The organism is Corynebacterium sp. sy039 (assembly GCF_007904105.1).
Taxonomy (GTDB): Bacteria; Actinomycetota; Actinomycetes; order Mycobacteriales; family Mycobacteriaceae; genus Corynebacterium.
Window position 1 is genome coordinate 1,500,834 of the sequence record NZ_CP042325.1, and the last position, 22,177, is coordinate 1,523,010.

Genomic DNA, 22,177 nt, shown 5'->3' on the forward strand with positions numbered 1-22,177 from the left:
CGCACTTTGGGCTAATATCTACAGACCATGGTGTATGGCATACTCGCATATTTGTTGTGGGGGATTTTTCCTGCTTATTTCCCCTTGCTCAAACCTGCTACCGCACTTGAGGTTATTGCACATCGCATTGTCTGGACATGTGTATTCATGTTCATTCTCCTGTTATGCACCCGACGGTGGCAAGAGCTACGCAACGCATCGGCAAAAGTATGGTTACGGGTAGCAGCAGCCTCATTACTGATCGCTACGAATTGGCTCGTGTATGTCGTCGCAGTGAATTCTGGTCATGTCTCAGAAGCCGCACTAGGCTACTTCATTAACCCATTGGTCAGTGTGATCCTTGGGATGATTTTCCTTGGCGAACGATTGCGGTTCTTACAAAAAATTGCCATTATGATCAGCACACTTGCCGTTATTATTTTGACACTCGCAAGCTCTCAACCACCTATTTTAGCGTTACTGCTCGCCTTCAGTTTTGGTTTTTATGGCTTGTTGAAAAAAGGACTTCCTCTGTCCGCCTCAGCATCGGTTGCCGGAGAAACTTTCGTGCTTACTCCTCTCGCCTGCGGTTATCTCATCTTTCTTGCCCTCAATGGCACTGGTACTTTTATACAAGGCGGTATGACGCACTCGCTACTACTTATTTCTTCAGGATTTATCACTGCAATACCATTACTGCTCTTTGGTGCTGCCACACACAAGACACAGCTCTCGACGATCGGCATGCTTCAATACATCACGCCTAGTATTCAGATGCTGTGGGCAGTGATTGTGGTACATGAACAACTTGATGTAATCCGATGGCTTGGCTTTGTCATCATCTGGATTTCGGTATCGCTCTATCTTTTAGATACTTTCTTGTTCAGTAGAAAACAAAAACGTGCTAATTCTGGTGAAAAATAGGGCGAATCCCAAAGGAACCCCATCTGGCGTCCTCAGGTAATACTTCTATGCTCAACACTGCTTCGTTTTTTGCTAATTGACGCAAAGAATCACCATCGTCATACACAATGAATCCTCTAATGCTATCGACATAACCACGCATTTTTAGCTGTTGTTCTAGTAATTGTTGCCTGCTTACCCCTGCACTCGGTTCGGGTAGCTCAGCAATAGAGCCAATAACTGTTATCGCCGCATTAACCCGAGTAATCTGAGCATTTTCTACTACTTGAGCTGCCTCATGTGCAGTAACAGGAGTACGAAAATAAACAAAAGCAAAGGCTGGTTGCTGTGCATGAGCTAGGCTTTGCGCCGCACGCTGCACATATTCTGATAATGTTTCGCCTTCTTCCTGACCTACCATATCCCCGTTAACAGGTGGCGTACCATCATATTTTTGCTCACCAACGATAATTCCCACAACACAAAAAAGCACTAAAGCAACTGTTGCGGCGACACCATAAAAGCGATCACTTTTCACAGTAGCTCTTCCTTTAATCACACCTGAGTATATCGAGGGCATGTTGTAAATCAGCAGGGTACGACGATTCTATTTCCATCCAACGTCCATCATGCGGATGGTAAAAACCTAAAGATACAGCATGGAGCCATTGCCGATTAAGCCCCAAGCGACGCGATAATGCCGGATCTGCCCCATACATAGGATCGCCGCAACATGGTCGATGCAAAGCAGACATATGGACACGAATCTGATGGGTCCGCCCAGTTTCTAAATGGATCTTGAGCAATGATGCCTCAGCAAAAGCCTCCAAGGTTTCATAATGCGTCACCGCGTGTTTGCCATCATTGGTCACGGCAAAACGCCATCCTGAACTAGGGTGCCGCCCAATTGGTGCTTCGATGGTTCCTTGCAGTGGATCCATATGCCCCTGTACCAGAGAATGATATGTTTTTTTCACAGTACGCTGCTTAAATGCACGTTTTAATACTGAATATCCTTGTTCTGATGCAGCAACAACCATCACACCAGAAGTACCCACGTCCAGACGCTGGACAATGCCTTTGCGCTCAGGAGGACCAGAAGTAGAGATCCTAAACCCTGCAGCTGCTAACCCACCAACGACGGTTGGCCCATCCCAGCCTACCGTTGGATGTGCCGCCACTCCCACAGGCTTATCCACTGCAATGACATCGTCGTCAGCATAGAGGATATTCATTCCTTCGACGAGTTCTTCCTGCGCAACAAGTTCTTTATCAGTTTCAGGTAAGGTTACCTCAAGCCAACTCCCTGCAAGTAAACGCTCGGATTTTCCTACAGGTTGACCGTCGATAAGCACATCACCGCTTAATGCTAACTCTGCAGCGGCAGTACGCGATACCCCAAGTAACTTCGACAAACCAGAATCAACGCGCATCCCTTCCAAACCCTCAGGAATAGGTAAACTACGCTGCTCACGCATCTTTTTCTCCTTGCGGTGCTGCGGACAAAAATAGAGAGCACAAGAAAATCACCACGCCCACGCTAATAGCAGAATCGGCAACATTAAACACTGCGAAATTACCCACTGAAATGAAATCCACCACATGCCCGACAAAAAAACCAGGCTCTCGAGTAAGACGGTCATAGAGATTGCCTAAAGCCCCACCAGCGATAAGCGCAAGACCAGTAGCAGAGTAAATATCCTCAATTTTGCGAGCATACACGGATATACCACAAATAAAAGCGATCTGAATACACGTGAATAGCCATGTGGAATTTTGCCCGATAGAAAAAGCAGCACCGGAATTAAAAAGCAGGCGAAAACGAAACCAATCACCAATAAGATACAGTGGCCCGTCCTCAAGAAGATCAAGCATAAGAGTTTTTGTAAGCTGGTCAAGTATAGCCACAATGAGCGCAATGACTATCATCGGGCGAACATAGCTTTTTATTTTTCCCCTATCGGTTTCCATCACATCATCTATCTTTGCAAAGACCTTCTCAAGATAAAAACGCACGCGCGGGACGACGGGAAAAATATCAGTTTTTCTAGCTACAACAATAAGTAAGGTAATCTATGGAGCGTGAATATCCCACAACAACATAGCAAACTGCGGTTGATCCCAGACAAGCATAGAATACGCACCATTGTCTCTATCATGGGGCTGCTTGTACTGATGAGCACTGCCACAGTTGCGTGCAGCACTGAAGAAAAGACACTGGTTGACTCTCCTGTCGGTGCTGAGGTGGATCCAGTAAAAATCACAATGCTTAGCTCAGGTACGTCAAGCACCAACGCAAAAGTATTACGCTACCTAGACCTTGCCAATGGTGAAACCGACAAGCAAAAACTCACCTTGGAAATATCCGAAGGCTTTGCACAATCTGTGGTCAACAACGATGCTGTTGATCCACAAGCCCCAGCAGGTGGTGAGGTAACAACACTGACGTCTTCGCTAGAAGCCGAAACAATTACCCCAGAGAATAGTGATAGTAAACGCTCAGTTTCTTTATCTATCACAGATAGCTCATCAGATAACTTAGCGGATAACCAAGATTTAGATACCACACAGGGGTTCCGCTTTGGTTGGTTCGCCAGTGATGCAGGTCAGATTTCTTCAGTAAATCTTGCGGCACCAAGCAAAGCAACCGACGCTGGGAGAAGCATAATTGAGCAATACTATATGAAACTCGTCCCGTTCACTGTGGTGTTTCCTGCAGATCCCATCAGTGTAGGTGGGTCATGGAAAGTGGAATCTCGAGTCGCTAATGATTCCACAATGTTACAAACCACTACTTATACGGTGACAGACCTTGTGGCTGACACGGTGCATCTTGATGTCTCGGTCGAACAACGTCCAGTTCTTGGCGCTTTATCTTTACCCATCGATGACCAAACACGTTCTTTAACTGTACTCAGTTCCACCACTACCTCCCAGGGAAAAATTGTGGTCGATCTACATAAACCACTCCCGGTAAGTGGCGATATTGGCTTTACGACGCGTGTCGTCTACGGTGAAGAATCAACGCAAACTCGGGTGGTGCAAGATAGCACTCAAGCAATTTCTTTTGGCTCAGTTTAATCTCCTTGGTGAAACACGACTCACCCTGGACAAAACCGAAAATACAACAGTACCCGCATAGCTCACGTCGAAAGCTATGCGGGTACTAATGTTCTTGATTATTATTGTGCAGCTGGTGCTTCTGGAGCAGGAGCCTCAGCAGCAGGAGCCTCAGCAGCTGGCGCGTCTGAAACCGATGCTTCTGGAGCAGCAGCTTCTGGCGCTGCTGGTGCAACGTGATCAACACACATTGGTGGCAATTGTGCATCCCCTAGTGAAACACTGATGAGGGTACAAGCCCAGTCTTGAGAGATCTTCCAAACACCATCTTCATAGACAAAAATAACGTTTTCCACTGTTTGTGGTTCTTGATCCGGATAGGTCAAAGACAAAGTAGTCAAAACGCTATTTGGCTCAGCATTAGGCAAAATTGGATCTACAACCTGGAAATTAGCACCAGATTCTTCTTTGAGACGAGCCATGGTATCAAATAGCTCAGGTGCGGTTTCACCACCTTGTACTGTGGCGGTCTTTTGTTCGATTGTTGCAGCAGGATCTGTGGCAGTAGCAAGAATTGCATTCAGTTGCTCAACAGTAGGCATTTGCTCTGGTACCACTGCAGAACCAGCAGCGGAAGAATCTGATTTCTCACTGGTCTTCGTGTTTGTTGCTTTATCATTATCCTGGGCACAAGCTCCCAGAGTTAAAGCCATACTTGCAGCGATAGTAGCAATGAAAACCTTGGAATATTTCACAGGGGCCCTTTCCTTATGTGGATCACGGTACGATCCTCTTGGCTTTTATCAAGCCTAATAGTCATATTTTTTACTCGGCACATTCCAGATATAGCGCATCATGGCATACCCAGGAACGTCAGCGTCTTACTACGCCGATAACGTCTACCGATTCTACACGCATTATCTCATCAGGAAAAATAATTTCTTTACGCATACAAATGCGCTATCTGCTTTTTGATTTCGTGCTTTTCCATTCTCTGCTTAGGATTCTGACCGAGTCACATAAAATATCTCCCCATTTTTATGGCACTCTAATACCTATGGCCTCTGATTCATCTGTCAAAAAAATAGTAGTGCTGACCACTGGCGGCACTATTTCCTGCACCAGCGATTCAACAGGTGCGCTCATTCCCACAGTCAGTGGTGCCGAGCTCATCGCCCCCATCATTCCGCGCTTTGCTGATACTCTCAGCATTGAGGTGCGCGAACTTAATCGTCTTGATTCTTCTTCTATGACCTTGGCTGACATTGACGAAATTGTCAGCGCAGCACATCATGCTCTCAACGACCCTGATGTAGTTGGGGTTGTTATTACACACGGCACAGATTCGATGGAAGAAACAGCCATTGCTCTTGATACTTTCCACAATGATCAACGTCCTATTGTACTGACTGGCTCTCAAAAACCCCATGATCACCCAGAAGAAGATGGTACCCGCAACCTGTTCGAGGCAATTATGGTTGCTTCTGACACCTCGGCACGTGGCATTGGGGTACTTATCGTTTTTGGACGTGCAGTTATACCTGCACGAGGAGCAACCAAATGGCATACCACAGATGAACTTGCCTTTGCGACAAATGGTCCTGAAGAGCCACAACGAGCCGATCCTGTTTCTCCTTGCCCTCTCGGTGATATTTATATTGAAACAATTACCGCCTACCCTGGTGCTTCCCGTACGCTTATCGACGCTGCTCGCAACGCTGGTGCTCAAGGGATAGTTGTTGAGGCACTAGGTTCAGGCAATGTTGGCACAGAATTAGCAGCGGGAATAAGTGACGCACTGCAAGCAGGTATCCCTGTGGTTATCACAACTCGAGTTCCGCGCGGTGAAGTTGCTGGAAAATATGGTGGCGCTGGTGGCGGAGCGACACTAGCTGCACAGGGCGCTATTGGAGCTCGATATTTTCATAGTGGGCAAGCACGAGTGCTTCTTGCCATTGCAATTGCGTCTGGGGTACACCCAGCTACATTATTTTAAGCTGTCTAATGGATCAGCAGGAGTGAGCAATGGATCTGCACTATCAAAGGTTTTTACCTGAGAATTGGTAGTGCTTTTCGTCTCAAAACGCACGCTCACTCGACCGTGCCCTATTCCTTGAATCCACCCATGCCCATAATCTGGGTGGCTGACATCTTGAGTAGTCCAAAACCTACCATGACGCACGAGACTCTGCGGCAAAACTTCTTCAGCTTGGTCTTCGTAGTTGTGTTGCTGTGCACGAACACCTACTTCATATTCTGATTCTTTTATGCTGTGGTGATTAAGTAAATCAAGTTCAGGGAAAAACACCTCTTGTCGTGCTGTTTCCAGGCTAGAAAAACCGACTCCTACTAATCGAATTGGTCCAAGTTGATCTGGATAGCGTACCAATAAGAAAGCCGCAGCTTTGAGAATCTCATAGTCATCGGTTGCGTAGGGCAACGTCGTTGAGCGAGCTTCTATATGAAAATCCGCCATACGGAGTTTGAGACTTATTGTGCGCGCACCTCGACCATCTTTGAGCAAACGACTATGCGCCTTCTGTATAGCCCGTATGATTGCCGCATCCACTTCGGTTTTTGTGTGTAGATCTTGCGGATAGGTATATTCGGCAGATATTTGCTTAGCAATTGCTCGCGGAGCCACTGGGCGTTCATCTCTGCCTTGCGCCATTGACCATAGTGTTCTCCCCACCGCAGCGCCCAAAGATGCTTCTGCTTCTTTTTGCGATAATGCGGCCAAATCGCCAATAGTAGCCACACCAAGCTGTGCTAATTTCCGCTGCGCCACAGGACCGACACCCCATAGTTTGTTCACCGGTAATGGATACAGTACGGTGGCGTGATCCTTTCGTGGCATAACAAAAATACCATCAGGTTTTGCTAGATCAGAACTAATTTTTGCGTACTGCTTTCCGCACCCCGCCCCTACCGAGGCGCGAAGACCTACCTGACTGTAGATTTTCTCACGAAGATCATGCGCCCACTGGTGTACTTGCTCCACCGACGCTCCTGCTAATTCAGCAGGTTCAATAAAACCTTCATCAACCGATAGTTGTTCTAGCACACCCCCTTGCTCAGCAATGATTGCCATCACTTGCTTAGAAAGGTGCCGATATACGCTAAACCGCGGTAGCACCACAACTCCTCGCATACCTATGAGAGTTTTGGCTTGATACATGGGCATCGCAGATTTGGCTCCCAAAGCACGTGCTTCATAAGAAGCGCCTGCTACCACTCCCCGACCACTAGTATTACCAACAACAACCGGACGACCCCGCAGAGTAGGTCGAGTAAGTTGTTCGCAGGAGGAAAAGAATGCATCCATATCAATATGGAGAACCCAACGCTGCATAAACCTAAAGTGTAATGTCAGCAATCACCACAGTCAAACATATTTTCGATTAGCGTTTTTTCGTGTTAGCCACAAACCACCAATAAATAACAAGAAAAACACGATAAGAGCAATAATGGCTGTATAGGTACCTTGAGGATAATCCAGAATCATGAGGACAAAGACTCCACCAAGAAAGAGCAAAACAATAATATCGGCACCAATCCCACCAGGGGTTCGATAATTATGCCGCATTATTTTCCCATTCTTCGCTGCTCGTATGTACCCAATATGGGTACAGGAAATAATCGCCCACATTCCCAAAATCGCGATGGCACCCAAACCTAACACAATCTCAAATGCTTGAGCTGGAACGACGTAGTTAAGCACCACCCCACCTACAAAGAAGCACGTCGTAAGCCAAATTCCGCCTGTGGGAACACCATGAGAAGACATTTTTGCCAGAAAAACCGGCGCAAGCCCCTGGTGTGCTAACGGTTTGAGAATACGTGCCGTTGCATATAGTCCGGCATTAACCGACGATAAAGCAGCAGTGAGCACAACCATATTCATGATGTCGGCAGCAGCAGGAATTCCGATAGCATTCATGAAAGTCACAAACGGGCTTTCCGTGCCGGAATAAGCAGAACTTGGCAACAATAATGCAAGAAGAAAGACAGAGCCAACATAGAAGAAGATAATGCGCACAACTGTAGTGTTAATTGCTCGAGGTATCTCTTTGCCTGGGTTCTGCGTCTCACCTGCCGCCACGCCAATCATATCGATTCCAGCATATGCAAAAATAACCCCCTGAGTCATAACAATCAATGGCATGATTCCATGAGGAAACCAGCCGCCGCCTTCGCCCAACGTCGATAAGCCCGGAGCATGACCATTGATTGTCGTACCGCTAACAATCACCGCTACTCCAATAAACATGAAGATGATAATTGCAGCTACTTTGATAAAAGCAAACCAGAATTCTGCCTCGCCAAAGAACTTAACCCCTATGAGATTTACCCCAACCACCAGGCACAAAGCACATGCAACCAAAATCCATTGAGGAACTTGTGCAAAAAGCGGCCAAAACTTGAGGTACACCGCAATAGCAGTCAGCTCAGCAATACCGACTGTTACCCATGCGATGAAATATATCCATCCTGCGAAAAAGGCTGCATTTTGTCCAAGGAACTCTCTGCTATAGGAGGCAAAGGAACCAGAGGTTGGGCGGTAGATCACCATTTCCCCTAGCGAACGCAGCATCAAATATCCGATAATGCCACACACTGCATAGACCAATGCCAGTCCAGGTCCGCCAATGTTTAATCTTTCACCAGCACCGAGAAATAACCCGGTTCCTAATGCCCCGCCAAGGGCAATCATATGGATATGCCTATGTTTCAGATCTTTGCGATAGCCTGCAGTCTCTTGTGCATGAAAATCATCAAAGCTATGGTGTGAAGTAGCCTCAGAACACATACATAGACAGCTTAGTCTACCAAGGGGTGTTTAGGGAAGTAACCGAGAAAAATAGATAACATAATCAGAAAGCAACATTGTGCGTACACCACATATCATTGTCATGGGAGTATCTGGGTGCGGGAAAAGCACTATAGGTAGCTTAGTGAGCCAAACATTAGGTCTTGACTACTATGACGGCGACGATCTGCACCCCAAGAAAAATATCGAGAAAATGTCCCAAGGAATCGCGCTCAACGACGCAGACCGTATTCCCTGGCTCAAAAAAGTAGGAGATCGTTTAGCACATAACCCTCATGGTTGCGTGATTAGTTGTAGCGCCTTAAAACGCACATACCGCGATATCATCCGTGCTCATTGTCCTGGGGCAATTTTTATCCATCCCCACGGACACTTCGATGTACTATATGCGCGAATCAGCAATCGCCCCGGACATTTTATGCCTGCTTCTTTATTAGAATCTCAGTACGCAATTTTGGAACCACTATCCGAGGACGAACTCGGTCTTATCTGTGATGTTGAACAATCACCAACAGAAATTGTGCGTCACGTATATCAGTGGCTGACCAGTCTTAAACAACAGTAGTCAGAGCAAAAATTGTGCCGACAATACTAAACCCAATCACAGAAATGAGCAACTGATTAATCGTCCAGGTACGCAGCGTAGTAGGCACATCCATATCCATTAGGCGACCAACCAACCAAAATCCAGAATCATTGACATGGCTTGCAGTTACCGAACCAGCAGCAGTGGCAAGCACAATCAAAACCAGTTGCAATGAGGAATAGTCTCCCGCATTCACAGCAGGAACCATCAACGCCGCGGCAGTTGTCAATGCCACCGTTGCTGATCCTTGGGCAACACGCAGTACAGCAGCAATAAGATAGCACGCACAAATTACTGGAATACCTATCCCCGCCATCGCGTGTGCCAACGCATCACCAATACCTGAGGTGCGCAATACACCACCAAACATTCCGCCGGCACCAGTAATGAGCACAACTGAACAAATAGGAGCCAGAGCAGATTCCATCGTTTTCTCTACTGTCTTAGCTGGTACACCACGCCTTAGTCCCAATATCACAATCGCCATCAGTAATGTGATCAATAAGGCAATAGGCGTTTGCCCAAGGAATACCACAACCCGATACCACCATGACTGATCCGTAATAACCCCTGCCGTCGCTAAAGCCGATAATCCAGTGTTGCCGAAAATCAACACGAGCGGCATCAGTAAAATAACAATCACCTGACCAGAACGAGCAGGATTATCAGGCAACTCCTCAGCTGACAAAGGTGCACCGCTGAGCATATCAACCACGCGGAAATTGAATTTCTTACCCAGATATTTACCTAGCTGATAACCGGAGATATACCACGTCGGCAGTGCAACTAATAACCCAACCAATAACACCAAACCACTATCTGCCCCATAAAACTCAGCAGCAGCAACTGGACCTGGATGCGGCGGAACAAAAATATGCATGACAGAAAAAGCTCCAGCAGCGGGAATACCATACGTGAGCACCGGACCATTCAATTTTCGCGCCACCGCAAAAATTACTGGCAACATAACAATGAGCCCGGCGTCGAAGAAAATAGGAAAACCCATGAGCAACGCCGCAATACCTAATGCTAGTGGTGCTTTTTCTTGTCCGCAGCGAGTTACCAACGCATTTGCCAAAGACTGTGCACCACCTGATTGCTCCACTAAGCGCCCAAGCATAGCGCCTAGTCCAACCAAAAGCGCTACCGACGACAAGGTAGTACCAAAACCTGCAGTCAAGGTAGGCACAACACCATCAACGGGAATGCCTGCAGCCAATGCAGTCACAACTGATACCACGATTAACGTCACAAAAGCATGAATCTTAAATCTAATGATCATGAGCAAAATCAATGCCACTGCCGTTGCTGCGATCAATAATAAAGGTCCAGCCCCTAGCGTCGGTTGCCAGGTAGACATATCCATTATGTTATTCTCCGTTTCATCCTGCCTCTTTATATTCTGCTTATCTTCCCGCCATACTCATAGGCTCATGCTCATGTACAAGAATCAAAAGATAATAGAAAAGAGCATAACCGAAGAACAGTTATGCTCTATTGTGCAGCTCAGGATTAGCCCCGCGAAAAACAATAATTACACAATTTATGCGTTATTCTTTGTTATTTGCGCACTAACTCCATGAGCAAGGGAATGTATGTGTCCGTTTTCACTTTCGTCGGTATGGGTAGGTTCACCAGAATGTACCTTAAATTCTGTTGCCAGAACTTCACCAGCAATAAATTCTTGGTGTCGCGTCGCCCACTCATATAACCCAGAATCCACATACAGCTGTACCCGAATGCGATCGGAAACATCCAATCCACTACGCTTTCTGGCTTCTTGTAGTTCACGCACAATATCTGCTGCCCAACCTTGAGCTTCTAGCTCTTCAGTTACTGTCATATCCAATACGACTAGCCCTTCCACACCATCAATTTGTGCTGTGGAATCGGGATCAGCAGCAACAAGGCGTTCACTGAACTCACCAGCTTTAAGCTCAATACCATCCGCGAGTACACTGTCGCCTTGACGTGTGTAGTTTCCAGCTTTGACAGCTTTAATTACTCGCTGCACATCTTTACCTAGACGAGGCCCTGCCACTTTAGCATTCACAGCTACTTGGAAAGTACCCACAGCCGCAACGTCGGATCGCAATTCGACGCTTTTCACATTGGTTTCATCTTTAATGATGTCGACGAATGCTTCAAGGCGCTGTGCTTGAGGTACTGCCACAGTCAACTTCGGCAATGGCAAGCGGTTGCGGAGTTTGTGCGCTTTACGGATTGAACTTGCTGCAGAACATATGCCACGAATCTCATCCATTGCATCCACTAATTCCTCATCTGCAGGGAACTGCTGCGCCTCAGGGAATGTAGTCAAGTGCACCGAACGCTCACCTGTCAATCCTCGCCACATTGCTTCAGAAACCAATGGCAACAATGGTGCAGTAACCCTTGCGAGAGTCTCCAATACAGTGTAAAGCGTGTTGAACGCCTCAGGGTACTGTTCATCCCCGGCCCAGAAACGCTCACGGGAACGACGTACATACCAGTTGGTGAGACTATCGCAGAACCAACGTACTTCATCACACGCTCTAGCAATATCGGTATTGTCTAGTGCTTGCGTCACATGAGCCACAAGGTTATGCAGCTTCGCAAGAATATAGCGATCGCGTACATCAGTAGAATCTACTGACCACGTAGCTGGGCGTGAGGAATAGAGTTGGAGGAAACTATACGCATTCCACATTGGCAATAATGCTTGACGAACGCCCTCACGGATACCCTGCTCCGTCACAATAAGGTTGCCACCACGCAAAATCGGTGAACTCATCAGGAACCAACGCATAGCGTCAGAACCATCACGATCAAACACCTCATTCACATCAGGATAATTGCCCTTAGACTTCGACATTTTCAGGCCATCATCACCCAGCACAATGCCATGAGCCACAACCTTCTTAAAGGCAGGGCGATCAAAAAGAGCAGTCGCTAGCACGTGCAAGGTATAGAACCAACCGCGGGTCTGACCAGAATATTCAACAATGAAATCAGCAGGTGAATGGGAATCAAACCACTCTTTATTCTCGAAAGGATAATGCTTCTGAGCAAAAGGCATAGAACCAGACTCAAACCAGCAATCCAATACCTCAGGCACACGCCGCATCATGGACTTACCTGTTGGATCATCTGGATTAGGACGAGTCAACTCATCAATATCAGGGCGGTGCAAGCTGCGTGGACGAACCCCAAAATCACGCTCAAGTTCCTCCAAGGAACCATACACATCCATGCGAGGGTATTCCTCACTGTCAGATACCCACACAGGAATTGGCGCGCCCCAGTAACGGTTACGGGAGATATTCCAATCGCGGGCACCCTCTAACCACTTACCAAACTGACCATCACGAATATGGGACGGTACCCAATCAATCTGCTCATGGTTCAGCTCCACCATGCGGTCACGGAACTTTGTCACGGCAACAAACCAGGATGGCAAGGCCATGTAGATCAGTGGTGTTCCAGAACGCCAGGAGTGCGGATACGAGTGCTCAATGGTCTGATGACGTACCACTCGCTGCTTTGCTTTGAGATCACGAATGATATGTGGGTTAGCGTCGAAAACAAGCTGACCTTGATATTCTGGAACAGCCTGGGTGAATTTGCCATCCATATCCACTGGAATAACTACATCAATTCCATTTTTCTGGCAAGTCTCCATATCGTCTTCACCAAATGCAGGTGCCTGGTGAACAATACCAGTACCGTCCTCCGTCGTCACGTACTCTGCGCCAAGAATCTGGAATGCATTGTCGTGATCAGCAAAATAGTCAAAAATTGGTTCATAGCATAGTCCTACCAGCTCTGATCCGGTGTGCGTCGAAAGCAACTCATACTCGCCTAGTTCTTTGCTATATACCTCAACAAGGGCTTGTGCAAGCAGCACACGCTTACCGACGATTGCCTCAGCTCCATCATCCCCTACTGCAATGTGTGCATAGCTCACCTCAGGGTTGACTGCAAGCGCTAAGTTCGAGGGTAGAGTCCACGGTGTTGTGGTCCATGCCAGTGCATAGGCGCCAACGAGAGAAGCATGAGCCTGGGTTCCTTCTTTTACAGCAGTAATCGGGAAGGTAACAGTCACGGTTGGATCCTGACGCATCTTGTATGAATCGTCTAGGCGTGTCTCTTGGTTTGATAGCGGAGTATGCTCTGCCCAAGAATACGGAAGAACACGAAATCCCTGGTAGATGAGCCCTTTATCATAAAGAGTCTTAAATGCCCACATGACTGATTCCATGAAGTCGATGTCCATGGTCTTATAGCCATTATCGAAATCAACCCAACGAGCTTGACGAGTGACATACTCTTTCCACTCTTGGGTATATTTCAGTACCGATTGTGCACAGTAATCATTAAAGGCAGCCAGACCCATATCTTCGATCTGCCCTTTATCTTTGATTCCTAATTGCTTTTCCGCTTCTAATTCTGCTGGTAAACCATGACAATCCCAGCCAAAGACACGGTTGACTAAATCCCCCTGCATGGTGCGATACCGTGGCACGATATCTTTAACATAGCCAGTAAGCAAATGCCCATAATGAGGTAGTCCGTTAGCAAATGGCGGACCATCATAGAACACATACTCAGAATTATCGGTGTGCTTTTTTAGCGACTCTTGGAATGTATTATCTTGTTTCCAATAGGCCAACACATTTTCTTCTATTGTAGGAAAATGGTTTGTACCATTGGTCATATCTACTTTCGGGTAAACCCCACCGACGTTACTCATTTTCTCCTCCACACAATGAACATATCTGGATATTAACTATCGCATTCATATGCAGGGACGCTATCAACACATAGCAATAACGCGGTACCACCCTGCTTGAGCATTTTATGCTCCGCTTCATTTGTGAAAGAGATGTCGGTCTTACCCGTTCAGTTCTACTCAGAACCTCATATGACAATACGGTTCTTTTCTTCTGAAAGGCTCCCCGGTGATTGCCGGATCACTGCCAATAAAGTTAATTGTACTTCCCAGTTCTGCATTATGCAGAACATGAGAAGTACAGATACGAGAACAGAGTTTTAGTTCTCGTTATTCGCTGCAGGTGCTGATGTTCCTCGTGACTCGAGTTCATCCAGCTGAGATTGGAGCAGAGTCTTCAAGCGAGTACGGTATTCACGCTCGAAGGTACGCAGCTCAGCAATACGAGTCTCAAGAGCACTCTGCTGTTGCTTAACCACAGCCATAATTTCAGTGTGCTTACGCTCAGCATCTTCTTGAAGAGACTTTGCTTTATCCTCCGCTTGTTTCAAGCGAGCATCAGCACGAGAATTAGCCTCGCTAATAGTCTGCTCAGACTTACGTGCAGCCTCAGCAAGCTGTGCTTCCGCTTTACGACGAGCCTCTTCAAGAGTTGCTTTAGAACGTGAATCAGCGTCTGCAATTTGAGACTCTGCACTAGAACGAGCTTTATCGAGCATATCCTTAGACTCATTGCGTGCATCTGCAGTAATACGGTCAGCCATCTCTTGAGCCAAACCAAGAACTTTTGCGGCTTGCAAGTGTGTCTCAGGAGTAGCGCTAGACTCACCAGCAGCAGGAGCAGGAGCAGCAGCAGTTGCTTTCTTGCCTTCTGCTTTGGCTGCTTCTACTTGCTTATGTGCCTCACGTGCCTGTGCCTCAGCTTTTTGCTGTGCCTGACGTGCCTGCTCAAGACGCTGCTCATAGCTACTACGCAGTTCAGCTTCAATTTTCTTACGCAGCGCAGCTTCATCTACTTTCTGAGAAGAAACTGATGATGCCGCTGGAGAAGAACCAGACTTTTGTGCCTGCTCTAGTTCTGCTTCAAGCTCTTCTACCCGCTGGCGAAGATCATCATTTTCATCTTGTAGCTCTTCAAGGCTTTCCTCAATGAGATCAAGAAATTGATCTACCTCATCTTCGGAGTAGCCCCGCTTGCCGATTGGCGGCTTATTGAAAGCGATGTTACGCACATCGGTCTGAGTCAAAGGCATTGAGCTTATCCTTCCAAGATTAATCTGACCGTAGACGATCTTCACCTACGATTGGTATTACTTGCACATAATAATGCAATAATCCCAGATATTTAACAAATGTTTCTTAAATTCTACTCAAGCAGTGCATAGCAGCCATATGAATTACAAGAACCTATGTACTCCATGTGCACAGCCTTCGGCAAAACTACACCCAGTATAGCAGGAGAGCTGCATAAGAACATGACACTCTTCATACACGTACGCAAGTCTGCTGCTCAACTACCACATAGCACGCAAAATTTTATTTCATTACCCTCAAAATTATGAATGCATCATTACGCCAAGCACAATTTGGAACACTTGTAAAGCAAAGAAGAGAACAAGAATAGACACATCAAGCGCTACATTACCCAATCTCATTGGTGGGATAAGTTTTCTCAAAAACTTTACTGGCGGATCAGTGAGCACAAACAAAAACTCCGCTATGATCACAAACCACCTTGGTGCGCGGAAATTACGTGAAAAAGCATGAATTACCTCAATAAGAATACGCCCAACAAGCATGAGCGTATAAATCTCAACCACCCAATATAGTAATAAAAGAAATTCTGTCATTACTATGTCAACCTATTCCATTCTTTCAGTTACCTAGAGCGCAACAGCATCTTCCTGAGATGCAGTATGCAAAATAAAAATGCCCAACCGCCGACGCATGAGACATATCTTCATACACAACGGTCGAGGCACTGGTCTAGTTCCACGTTGATACAGCATGGATAAAACCATACTGAGTGGAAAATTAACGCAATCCGGCAGCCCGTTCTAGCTCCACAGTAGTTACATCCACGCCCTTAGGAATAATGGCAAACACACCCGCATCAAGTTTTTTCATTTGACTATACAAGCCAAAGCATAGACCAGCAGCAAAGTCAATGATACGCTTTGCCTCGTCATGGGAAAGACGCTTAACGTCAAATACCACAACATCACCATCTCGAACAGGATTACCAATCTCAGTAGCGTCGTTATAGCGCTCAATCGACACCGGAACAATAGTTGCTGGATAAGAAGGCTTATAGCTTGCGCTAGCGTCACGTCGAGAGCTATCTACTTTACTGTAGCTGCGATCCTCATAATCTGGTGCATAAGCAGCCGAACCCTCATAACGTGGTTCCTCATAGTAGGAGGAGTAGGCAGCCTCTTCTTCAAGCTCATAAGGAGCGAGACCAAAAAATTCTTTTGTCTTTTTCACAAATGACATAACGGTGGTTCCTTCGGATATGGCGCGTTCTTGCTTACGTACTGTTTTATAAGATAGTGCTGTTATTAAGGTCTTTTAGTTCCGACACGGTGTGTTGCCGCATTATTCTGGCAGCCACACCACCCCAGCTTGACGTCCCGTCGTGCCCTGGCGACGATACGAGAAAAAAGTATCATCTTCAATAGTGCATCGCGGATCTGCATCAATCGCCCGCACCCCTAGGCTTAGTAACTGCCGCACCAAGCCAGCACGGATATCAAGACCACTTGTTCCTTGTTTCGTTTTACAAAGACTGCCTGGCAAATGCCGCTCGACGTCCATCGCCATTTCTTTGGGAACTTCATAGTTTTTACCAGAAGCTGCCGGACCAAGAAGCGCATGGATCCGAGCTGGCTTGGCTCCTAATGCCATCATTTTTTCGACCGTTTTGGCCACAATGCCATTACGTGCCCCACCTCTACCGGCATGAACCGCAGCAATAACCCCTGCTTGATCGTCGGAAAGCAACACAGGTACACAGTCGGCAACAAGCACAGCAAGCGCTAACCCGCGCGTATTCGTTACCAGCGCATCGGTAGCAGGCACCGGCTCGGCGTGCCGCCTATCCACAACAGTGACGGTATTTGTGTGCAATTGCTCCATCCAGACAAACGCATCCGGAGACAACTTGAGCGCTTGCGCTAGACGATCCCGATTAGCTGCGACATTGGCAGGATTGTCGCCAACATGATTCCCCAGATTAAAAGAATCATAGGGATAAGGCGAAACCCCGCCCGCACGAGTAGTAAATACCTTGCGGACAGGGCGAGAAGTAGGATCTTGTGTGTTCATCTCAGTCATATTTCTCTAGCCAAATTTTAAGAATTAGCGCAAGAAGTCTGGGATATCCAGATCATCGACATCACGATGACGCTGCTGCGACTGATATGAAGGCTCCTGGTTATCTTCACGTGAGGTGAACAAACCACCACGATTATCTCGCGGAGTATAGCTAGAAGATTCATTACGTTGACTCTCATAGCTTTGAGCTTCACGACGGTGACGCCCCTGGTCATCATCACTAAATAGTGCAGAGTTCTCGCGTGCAGGTGCAGGTGTTGGATTGCTCACCGGGGTGGATGCGCTTTCAGTTACCTGATGAGCACCATTTTGACGATTGCTGTCAAAACCAGTGGCGATAACTGTAACACGAACCTCATCACCAAGATTATCGTCGAAAATAGTACCGAAAATGAGGTTAACATCAACATCTGCTTTTTCTTGCACCATAGATGCAGCATCATTGACTTCCTGGATTCCAAGATCGGAACCACCAGCAATAGAAAGCAAGACTCCTGTTGCGCCATCCATTGTGTTCTCAAGCAAAGGCGAGTTAATCGCTTGCTCCGCAGCAGTCATCACACGATTATCACCGCGCGCAGAACCAATACCCATCAATGCAGAGCCGGCATCAGACATAACGGAACGCACATCAGCAAAGTCGACGTTAATCAGACCAGGAATAGTAATCAGGTCAGTAATACCCTGCACACCATTGTGAAGCACCTGGTCAGCGGCACGGAATGCACTCACCATAGTTAAAGAAGCATCACCAAGTTGTAGCAGGCGATCATTAGGAATAACGATCAAGGTGTCACATACTTCTTTTAGAGCTGCAATACCTTCCATCGCTTGACGAGAGCGACGCTGCCCCTCAAAGCTAAACGGACGAGTCACAACACCAACAGTCAGAGCACCCATCTTCTTTGCGATAGACGCAACTACTGGTGCTGCCCCAGTACCAGTTCCGCCACCTTCACCAGCGGTAACGAACACCATATCCGCACCTTTGAGCGCTTCTTCAATTTCACTCTTATGATCTTCTGCAGATTGACGCCCTACCTCTGGGTTCGCACCAGCACCAAGACCACGCGTTGCTTCACGACCAATGTCTAATTTCACATCAGCGTCAGAGAAGATCAAAGCCTGTGAGTCAGTATTCACTGCAATGAACTCAACCCCTTTGAGCCCTTCTTCAATCATGCGGTTTACGGCATTAACTCCGCCACCGCCAACACCGACTACCTTAATGACAGCTAAGTAATTATCTAGGGAAGTCATAAAAGCAGACTCGCCTTCCTTGTTCCTTGTAACTTGAGATGAACTTTTGCTTTACCACAATGATGAGCATTGCTTTTTGCATTCATGTTCCATCTTCGATGAAAGTTGAGAAAAAATGAGGACATTTTGGCGGCGTGTCGGTACCTTAAACCATTACTTGAGGGTTTGAGCTGGGAAAATACAGGAAATCACCACATTCTCTCCGAAAAAATATGATTATTTTTCCCCTTAAGGACGCACAGCAATCATGGGGGCACCAGAAATATCTACATTCTGTTCCGCTCTACTCAAAGCCGCAGCAACGGCAGCAAGTTTGGCATCACGATTATCACTCGATCCCCAATAAATGCGTTTTCCGTCATCACTAATCAAAGTTAATTCCACCGCACTTTTCGCATTGATCTCCACAATACGAGCACGCACTGGCTCATCAAGCCCTTCTACAATTGCTATTGCTTCTCGCAAAATTTTTATGTCATCGGTGATACCCGTAATTTTAGGAACCCCTATTGGCGGTTGTTCAATGCTAAACGGACGCCCATGTTGATCAATAAGATGCGCACCATCTTCATGCTCACTAAAAAGCACTACCCGACGTTCCACCACAGAAATAGCAACGCTATTGGGAAAAGAAATACGCACCGACGCTGAATCCACCCAAGGTAATTCGCTAATTTTCGAGGCAGCAGCATGAGCATTCACACGTACTAAATTGTCGCCAAGATTAATTCCTGAGGTCTGCGAGATAAGCTCTTTGCTCTCATGCACTGCACCATCAACCACAAAGTTTTTTACTGTCAAAATTGGTCGAAACCACAACAAGGCACCTGCAATACCAAGAGCTAAGAGAATGCCTATGAGACTGACGACAATTTTTTTTCTACTCATCTATGTGCCTTTGGTTTTCTTATTACCTGCCTTGGGGTCTTGTTCTTCCCCAGACTACTTAACCCTGCGCAAGGGTATTGAGGATCTCATCAGCAAGCATAGTCACTGACCCTGCACCCATCGTAAGAATGAGATCTCCAGGGCGCGCAATAGCTGCCACGCGTTCTGGAACTGCAGCGAAATGAGGTTCATACCAGACAGGTACAGTTACCTTCTCACTAATAATACGAGAATCCACACCTTCCACTGGTTTTTCTCGTGCCCCAAAAATATCAAGTACAACTACCTCATCAGCTAAAGACAAAGCATGCGCAAACTCTTCAGCAAATTCAATAGTACGAGAGTACAAATGCGGTTGAAAAGCTACCACAACGCGACCTTTTCCTTGTGCATCAACTTTTTCCCGAGCAGCCTTAAGCACAGCAGTTACCTCAGTGGGGTGATGAGCATAATCATCGTAGACTTCTACCCCCGCATAAGCACCACGTTCTATAACACCGTGGCTCTCAAACCTGCGTCGTACGCCATCAAAATCACTAATTCCAGCAGCAAGTTTTTCCACATCACCGCCAGCTAACATCCCCACAGTCAGCGCTGCTGCGGCATTGGCAACCATATGCTGACCAGGGGTACGCACAGTAAAAGTCACCTGCTGCTCGCCAAGTAATACGCGTGCCTGTGTTCCCGATGCCGCAACGTCCATGCGTTCAATAACACATTTCATCAGATCTGGATACCGAGCTGCAGCTTGAGAACTACCATAGCCAACAACATTGATCCGATCGCTCACACGCGTAGCTAATTCAGCGGCTTTGTCGTCGTCAAGGCAAATAACGAGCGAGCCGCCTTCGACGATACGCTCAGTAAACTTCTCGAAAACCTCAAAGTATGCCTCAGCGGTATGGAAGAAATCGAGGTGATCTGGCTCTATATTAGTAATAACCGCGATATCTGGTCGATAGCGCAATAGGGAGGCATCGGATTCATCTGCTTCTGCGATAAACCACTGCCCTGCCCCCTGATGTGCATTAGTTCCCGCACGATTCAACTGCCCACCAATGGCAAAGCTCGGATCCATGCCAGCGGAATAGAAAGCTGACACAACAAGCGACGTAGTCGAGGTTTTTCCATGTGTTCCTGCAATCAGTACCTGCTTGTTGCCTTCCAGTAGCTCTCCTAGTAGATCAGAGCGTCGAATGACCGGAATACCAGCAGCTCGAGCGGCAACAAGTTCAGGGTTGTCATGAGGAATAGCAGCAAAAGACGTTACGACGACCGTCGGCAAGGCACCACTGAGTTGAAGATTCTTCGCATCATGGCCGATTGCAATCTCTGCGCCCATCGACCGCAAAGCAAAAACAGAGCGTGAGTCTTTCACATCGGAACCGGATACCACTGCGTCACGGGCTAGCAGAATGCGAGCCAAGCCCGACATTCCAGCACCACCAATACCAATGAGATGTACTCGGGATAAATCAATAGATCCTGACATCGGTTGCTCAACCATATAACGACCTCCCTTTATTTCTTTACTGCCGCACACATTCGCTCAGCAATGATAGCTGCCGCATTTCCTAGTCCTGCGGCATCAGCAGCTTGAGCCATCTGCTCATACACTTCTTCGTTGCCGATAGTTTCGTTAATCTGTTGGATGAGAGTATGTGCTGATAATTGTTCATCACTCATCAATCGTGCGGCACCTGCTGCCACCACCTCCTGCGCATTAAGCGCTTGCTCGCCATTGCCATGCGGAAGTGGAATGTAGAGCGCCGGAATACCTAAAGCAGTAATTTCTGCCACGCTCATGGCACCAGAACGACACACCATAAAATCTGCAACACTATATGCTGCTGCCATATCGTCGATATAGGGCACTGCAACATAGTGCGGCACCTGCACTGGCGCTTCATTTTTCTTGCCATAAGCATGAAGAATCTGATACCCCTGCGTAGTCAATTCCTCAGCAGCAGCGCTCACTGCCTGGTTAATACTGCGTGCTCCTTGTGAACCACCAGTAACAACAATTGTCTTACGACGTGGATCCAATCCCCACTGCTCATATGCCCGAGAACGAGCAGCACGAGTATCTTCAGCAAGCGAAGCACGAATAGGAATACCAACTACTTCGCCTTGAAGACCTGAACCTGCTACAGCGTTAAAACCAGTTCCCCCCAGGAAAACACCTAGCTTATTTGCCAAACCTGCGCGTGCATTAGCCTCATGAACAAAATAAGAAATCCCTAAAGATCGTGCCGCTAAATATGCTGATGCGGCAACATAACCACCAAATCCAATGACCACATCAGCATTATGTGCTTTGAGTATTGCGCGCGTTTGCCGAAAACTCTTGAGAATCTTCCACGGCAATTTCACCAGTTCCGCATTTATCGAACGTGGAATAGGAACTGCCTCAATGAGCTTTAACTCAAAACCACGCTGGGGAATGATGTTTTTTTCTAAACCACGCTCTGTCCCTAGGGCGATAACCTCAACCCCCTGCGTCTTTAATTGCTCCGCAACTGCTAGCGCTGGTTCGATATGACCAGCAGTACCGCCGCCTGCCACTACTGCATTGATCTTCATTTTTTACTCCAGTGTGCCTTCATTCTCATTGTGTCTTTGT

20 protein-coding genes are annotated in these 22,177 nt (G+C 47.1%); 4 read left to right on the forward strand and 16 right to left on the reverse strand.

Going from position 1 to position 22,177, the window contains the following annotated elements; all coding sequences use genetic code 11:
- The first annotated feature begins 27 nt into the window (after nucleotides 1-27).
- On the forward strand, nucleotides 28-903 hold the full coding sequence (gene rarD / locus FQV43_RS06795; RefSeq protein ID WP_144273182.1) for an EamA family transporter RarD: 876 nt from the start codon (nucleotides 28-30) through the stop codon (nucleotides 901-903).
- Here rarD and FQV43_RS06800 read toward each other — a convergent pair.
- The 3 genes from FQV43_RS06800 to lspA are packed head-to-tail and all read right to left on the reverse strand — an operon-like array spanning nucleotide 884 to nucleotide 2,811.
- Nucleotides 884-1,420 carry a hypothetical protein gene (locus tag FQV43_RS06800; RefSeq protein WP_146339637.1) on the reverse strand — a complete coding sequence of 179 codons (537 nt, stop codon included), beginning with the start codon at nucleotides 1,418-1,420 and terminating at the stop codon, nucleotides 884-886. The two genes, rarD and FQV43_RS06800, sit on opposite strands and share 20 nt — an antisense overlap.
- A gap of 13 nt (nucleotides 1,421-1,433) precedes the next feature.
- Complete coding sequence (locus FQV43_RS06805; protein ID WP_146339639.1) at nucleotides 1,434-2,360, reverse strand: RluA family pseudouridine synthase; 927 nt, start codon at nucleotides 2,358-2,360, stop codon at nucleotides 1,434-1,436.
- Nucleotides 2,353-2,811 carry a signal peptidase II gene (gene lspA / locus FQV43_RS06810; RefSeq protein ID WP_144273454.1) on the reverse strand — a complete coding sequence of 153 codons (459 nt, stop codon included), beginning with the start codon at nucleotides 2,809-2,811 and terminating at the stop codon, nucleotides 2,353-2,355. Before lspA ends, FQV43_RS06805 begins: the two co-directional genes overlap by 8 nt.
- Nucleotides 2,812-2,964: 153 nt before the next feature.
- On the opposite strand from lspA, the gene FQV43_RS06815 reads away from it, so the two are divergent.
- Nucleotides 2,965-3,963 (forward strand): DUF6263 family protein, encoded by a 999-nt coding sequence (locus FQV43_RS06815; protein ID WP_146339641.1) that lies wholly within the window; start codon nucleotides 2,965-2,967, stop codon nucleotides 3,961-3,963.
- A gap of 101 nt (nucleotides 3,964-4,064) precedes the next feature.
- On the opposite strand, the gene FQV43_RS06820 is transcribed toward FQV43_RS06815, so the two are convergent.
- Nucleotides 4,065-4,697, reverse strand: a complete 633-nt coding sequence (locus tag FQV43_RS06820) for a hypothetical protein (RefSeq protein WP_146339642.1) — start codon at nucleotides 4,695-4,697, stop codon at nucleotides 4,065-4,067.
- Between the two features lie 302 nt (nucleotides 4,698-4,999).
- On the opposite strand from FQV43_RS06820, the gene FQV43_RS06825 reads away from it, so the two are divergent.
- Nucleotides 5,000-5,938, forward strand: coding sequence for an asparaginase (locus FQV43_RS06825; RefSeq protein ID WP_146340464.1), 939 nt, complete (start codon nucleotides 5,000-5,002; stop codon nucleotides 5,936-5,938).
- Here FQV43_RS06825 and FQV43_RS06830 read toward each other — a convergent pair.
- Together FQV43_RS06830 and FQV43_RS06835 are read right to left on the reverse strand one after the other, a co-directional pair.
- Nucleotides 5,930-7,294, reverse strand: coding sequence for a DNA polymerase IV (locus FQV43_RS06830; protein ID WP_146339644.1), 1,365 nt, complete (start codon nucleotides 7,292-7,294; stop codon nucleotides 5,930-5,932). The genes FQV43_RS06825 and FQV43_RS06830 overlap by 9 nt on opposite strands.
- Nucleotides 7,295-7,327: 33 nt before the next feature.
- Nucleotides 7,328-8,752, reverse strand: a complete 1,425-nt coding sequence (locus FQV43_RS06835; protein ID WP_146339646.1) for an amino acid permease — start codon at nucleotides 8,750-8,752, stop codon at nucleotides 7,328-7,330.
- Between the two features lie 103 nt (nucleotides 8,753-8,855).
- On the opposite strand from FQV43_RS06835, the gene FQV43_RS06840 reads away from it, so the two are divergent.
- Complete coding sequence (locus FQV43_RS06840) at nucleotides 8,856-9,338, forward strand: gluconokinase (RefSeq protein WP_146340466.1); 483 nt, start codon at nucleotides 8,856-8,858, stop codon at nucleotides 9,336-9,338.
- On the opposite strand, the gene FQV43_RS06845 is transcribed toward FQV43_RS06840, so the two are convergent.
- The 10 genes from FQV43_RS06845 to murG form a co-directional block, all read right to left on the reverse strand.
- Entirely contained in the window at nucleotides 9,325-10,719 is a 1,395-nt protein-coding gene (locus FQV43_RS06845) for a GntP family permease (protein ID WP_144273190.1), read from the reverse strand. The two genes, FQV43_RS06840 and FQV43_RS06845, sit on opposite strands and share 14 nt — an antisense overlap.
- A gap of 183 nt (nucleotides 10,720-10,902) precedes the next feature.
- The gene (ileS, locus tag FQV43_RS06850) at nucleotides 10,903-14,091 is read right to left on the reverse strand and encodes an isoleucine--tRNA ligase (protein ID WP_146339648.1); all 3,189 of its coding nucleotides are present in this window, start codon (nucleotides 14,089-14,091) and stop codon (nucleotides 10,903-10,905) included.
- Nucleotides 14,092-14,390: 299 nt separating this feature from the next.
- On the reverse strand, nucleotides 14,391-15,323 hold the full coding sequence (locus tag FQV43_RS06855; RefSeq protein ID WP_146339650.1) for a DivIVA domain-containing protein: 933 nt from the start codon (nucleotides 15,321-15,323) through the stop codon (nucleotides 14,391-14,393).
- 303 nt (nucleotides 15,324-15,626) lie between these two features.
- Nucleotides 15,627-15,920 carry a YggT family protein gene (locus FQV43_RS06860; protein ID WP_144273193.1) on the reverse strand — a complete coding sequence of 98 codons (294 nt, stop codon included), beginning with the start codon at nucleotides 15,918-15,920 and terminating at the stop codon, nucleotides 15,627-15,629.
- A gap of 184 nt (nucleotides 15,921-16,104) precedes the next feature.
- Nucleotides 16,105-16,566 (reverse strand): cell division protein SepF, encoded by a 462-nt coding sequence (locus FQV43_RS06865; protein ID WP_144273194.1) that lies wholly within the window; start codon nucleotides 16,564-16,566, stop codon nucleotides 16,105-16,107.
- Nucleotides 16,567-16,668: 102 nt separating this feature from the next.
- Nucleotides 16,669-17,397 (reverse strand): peptidoglycan editing factor PgeF, encoded by a 729-nt coding sequence (pgeF, locus tag FQV43_RS06870; protein WP_146340468.1) that lies wholly within the window; start codon nucleotides 17,395-17,397, stop codon nucleotides 16,669-16,671.
- A 33-nt stretch (nucleotides 17,398-17,430) separates the two neighbouring features.
- Complete coding sequence (gene ftsZ, locus FQV43_RS06875; protein ID WP_144273195.1) at nucleotides 17,431-18,666, reverse strand: cell division protein FtsZ; 1,236 nt, start codon at nucleotides 18,664-18,666, stop codon at nucleotides 17,431-17,433.
- Between the two features lie 228 nt (nucleotides 18,667-18,894).
- On the reverse strand, nucleotides 18,895-19,554 hold the full coding sequence (locus FQV43_RS06880) for a cell division protein FtsQ/DivIB (RefSeq protein WP_146339652.1): 660 nt from the start codon (nucleotides 19,552-19,554) through the stop codon (nucleotides 18,895-18,897).
- 58 nt (nucleotides 19,555-19,612) lie between these two features.
- A complete protein-coding gene (gene murC / locus FQV43_RS06885; protein ID WP_246846881.1) occupies nucleotides 19,613-21,061 on the reverse strand; it encodes a UDP-N-acetylmuramate--L-alanine ligase in 1,449 nt (482 codons plus the stop codon).
- 14 nt (nucleotides 21,062-21,075) lie between these two features.
- Nucleotides 21,076-22,137 carry an undecaprenyldiphospho-muramoylpentapeptide beta-N-acetylglucosaminyltransferase gene (gene murG, locus FQV43_RS06890; protein WP_146339654.1) on the reverse strand — a complete coding sequence of 354 codons (1,062 nt, stop codon included), beginning with the start codon at nucleotides 22,135-22,137 and terminating at the stop codon, nucleotides 21,076-21,078.
- Nucleotides 22,138-22,177 lie beyond the last annotated feature (40 nt).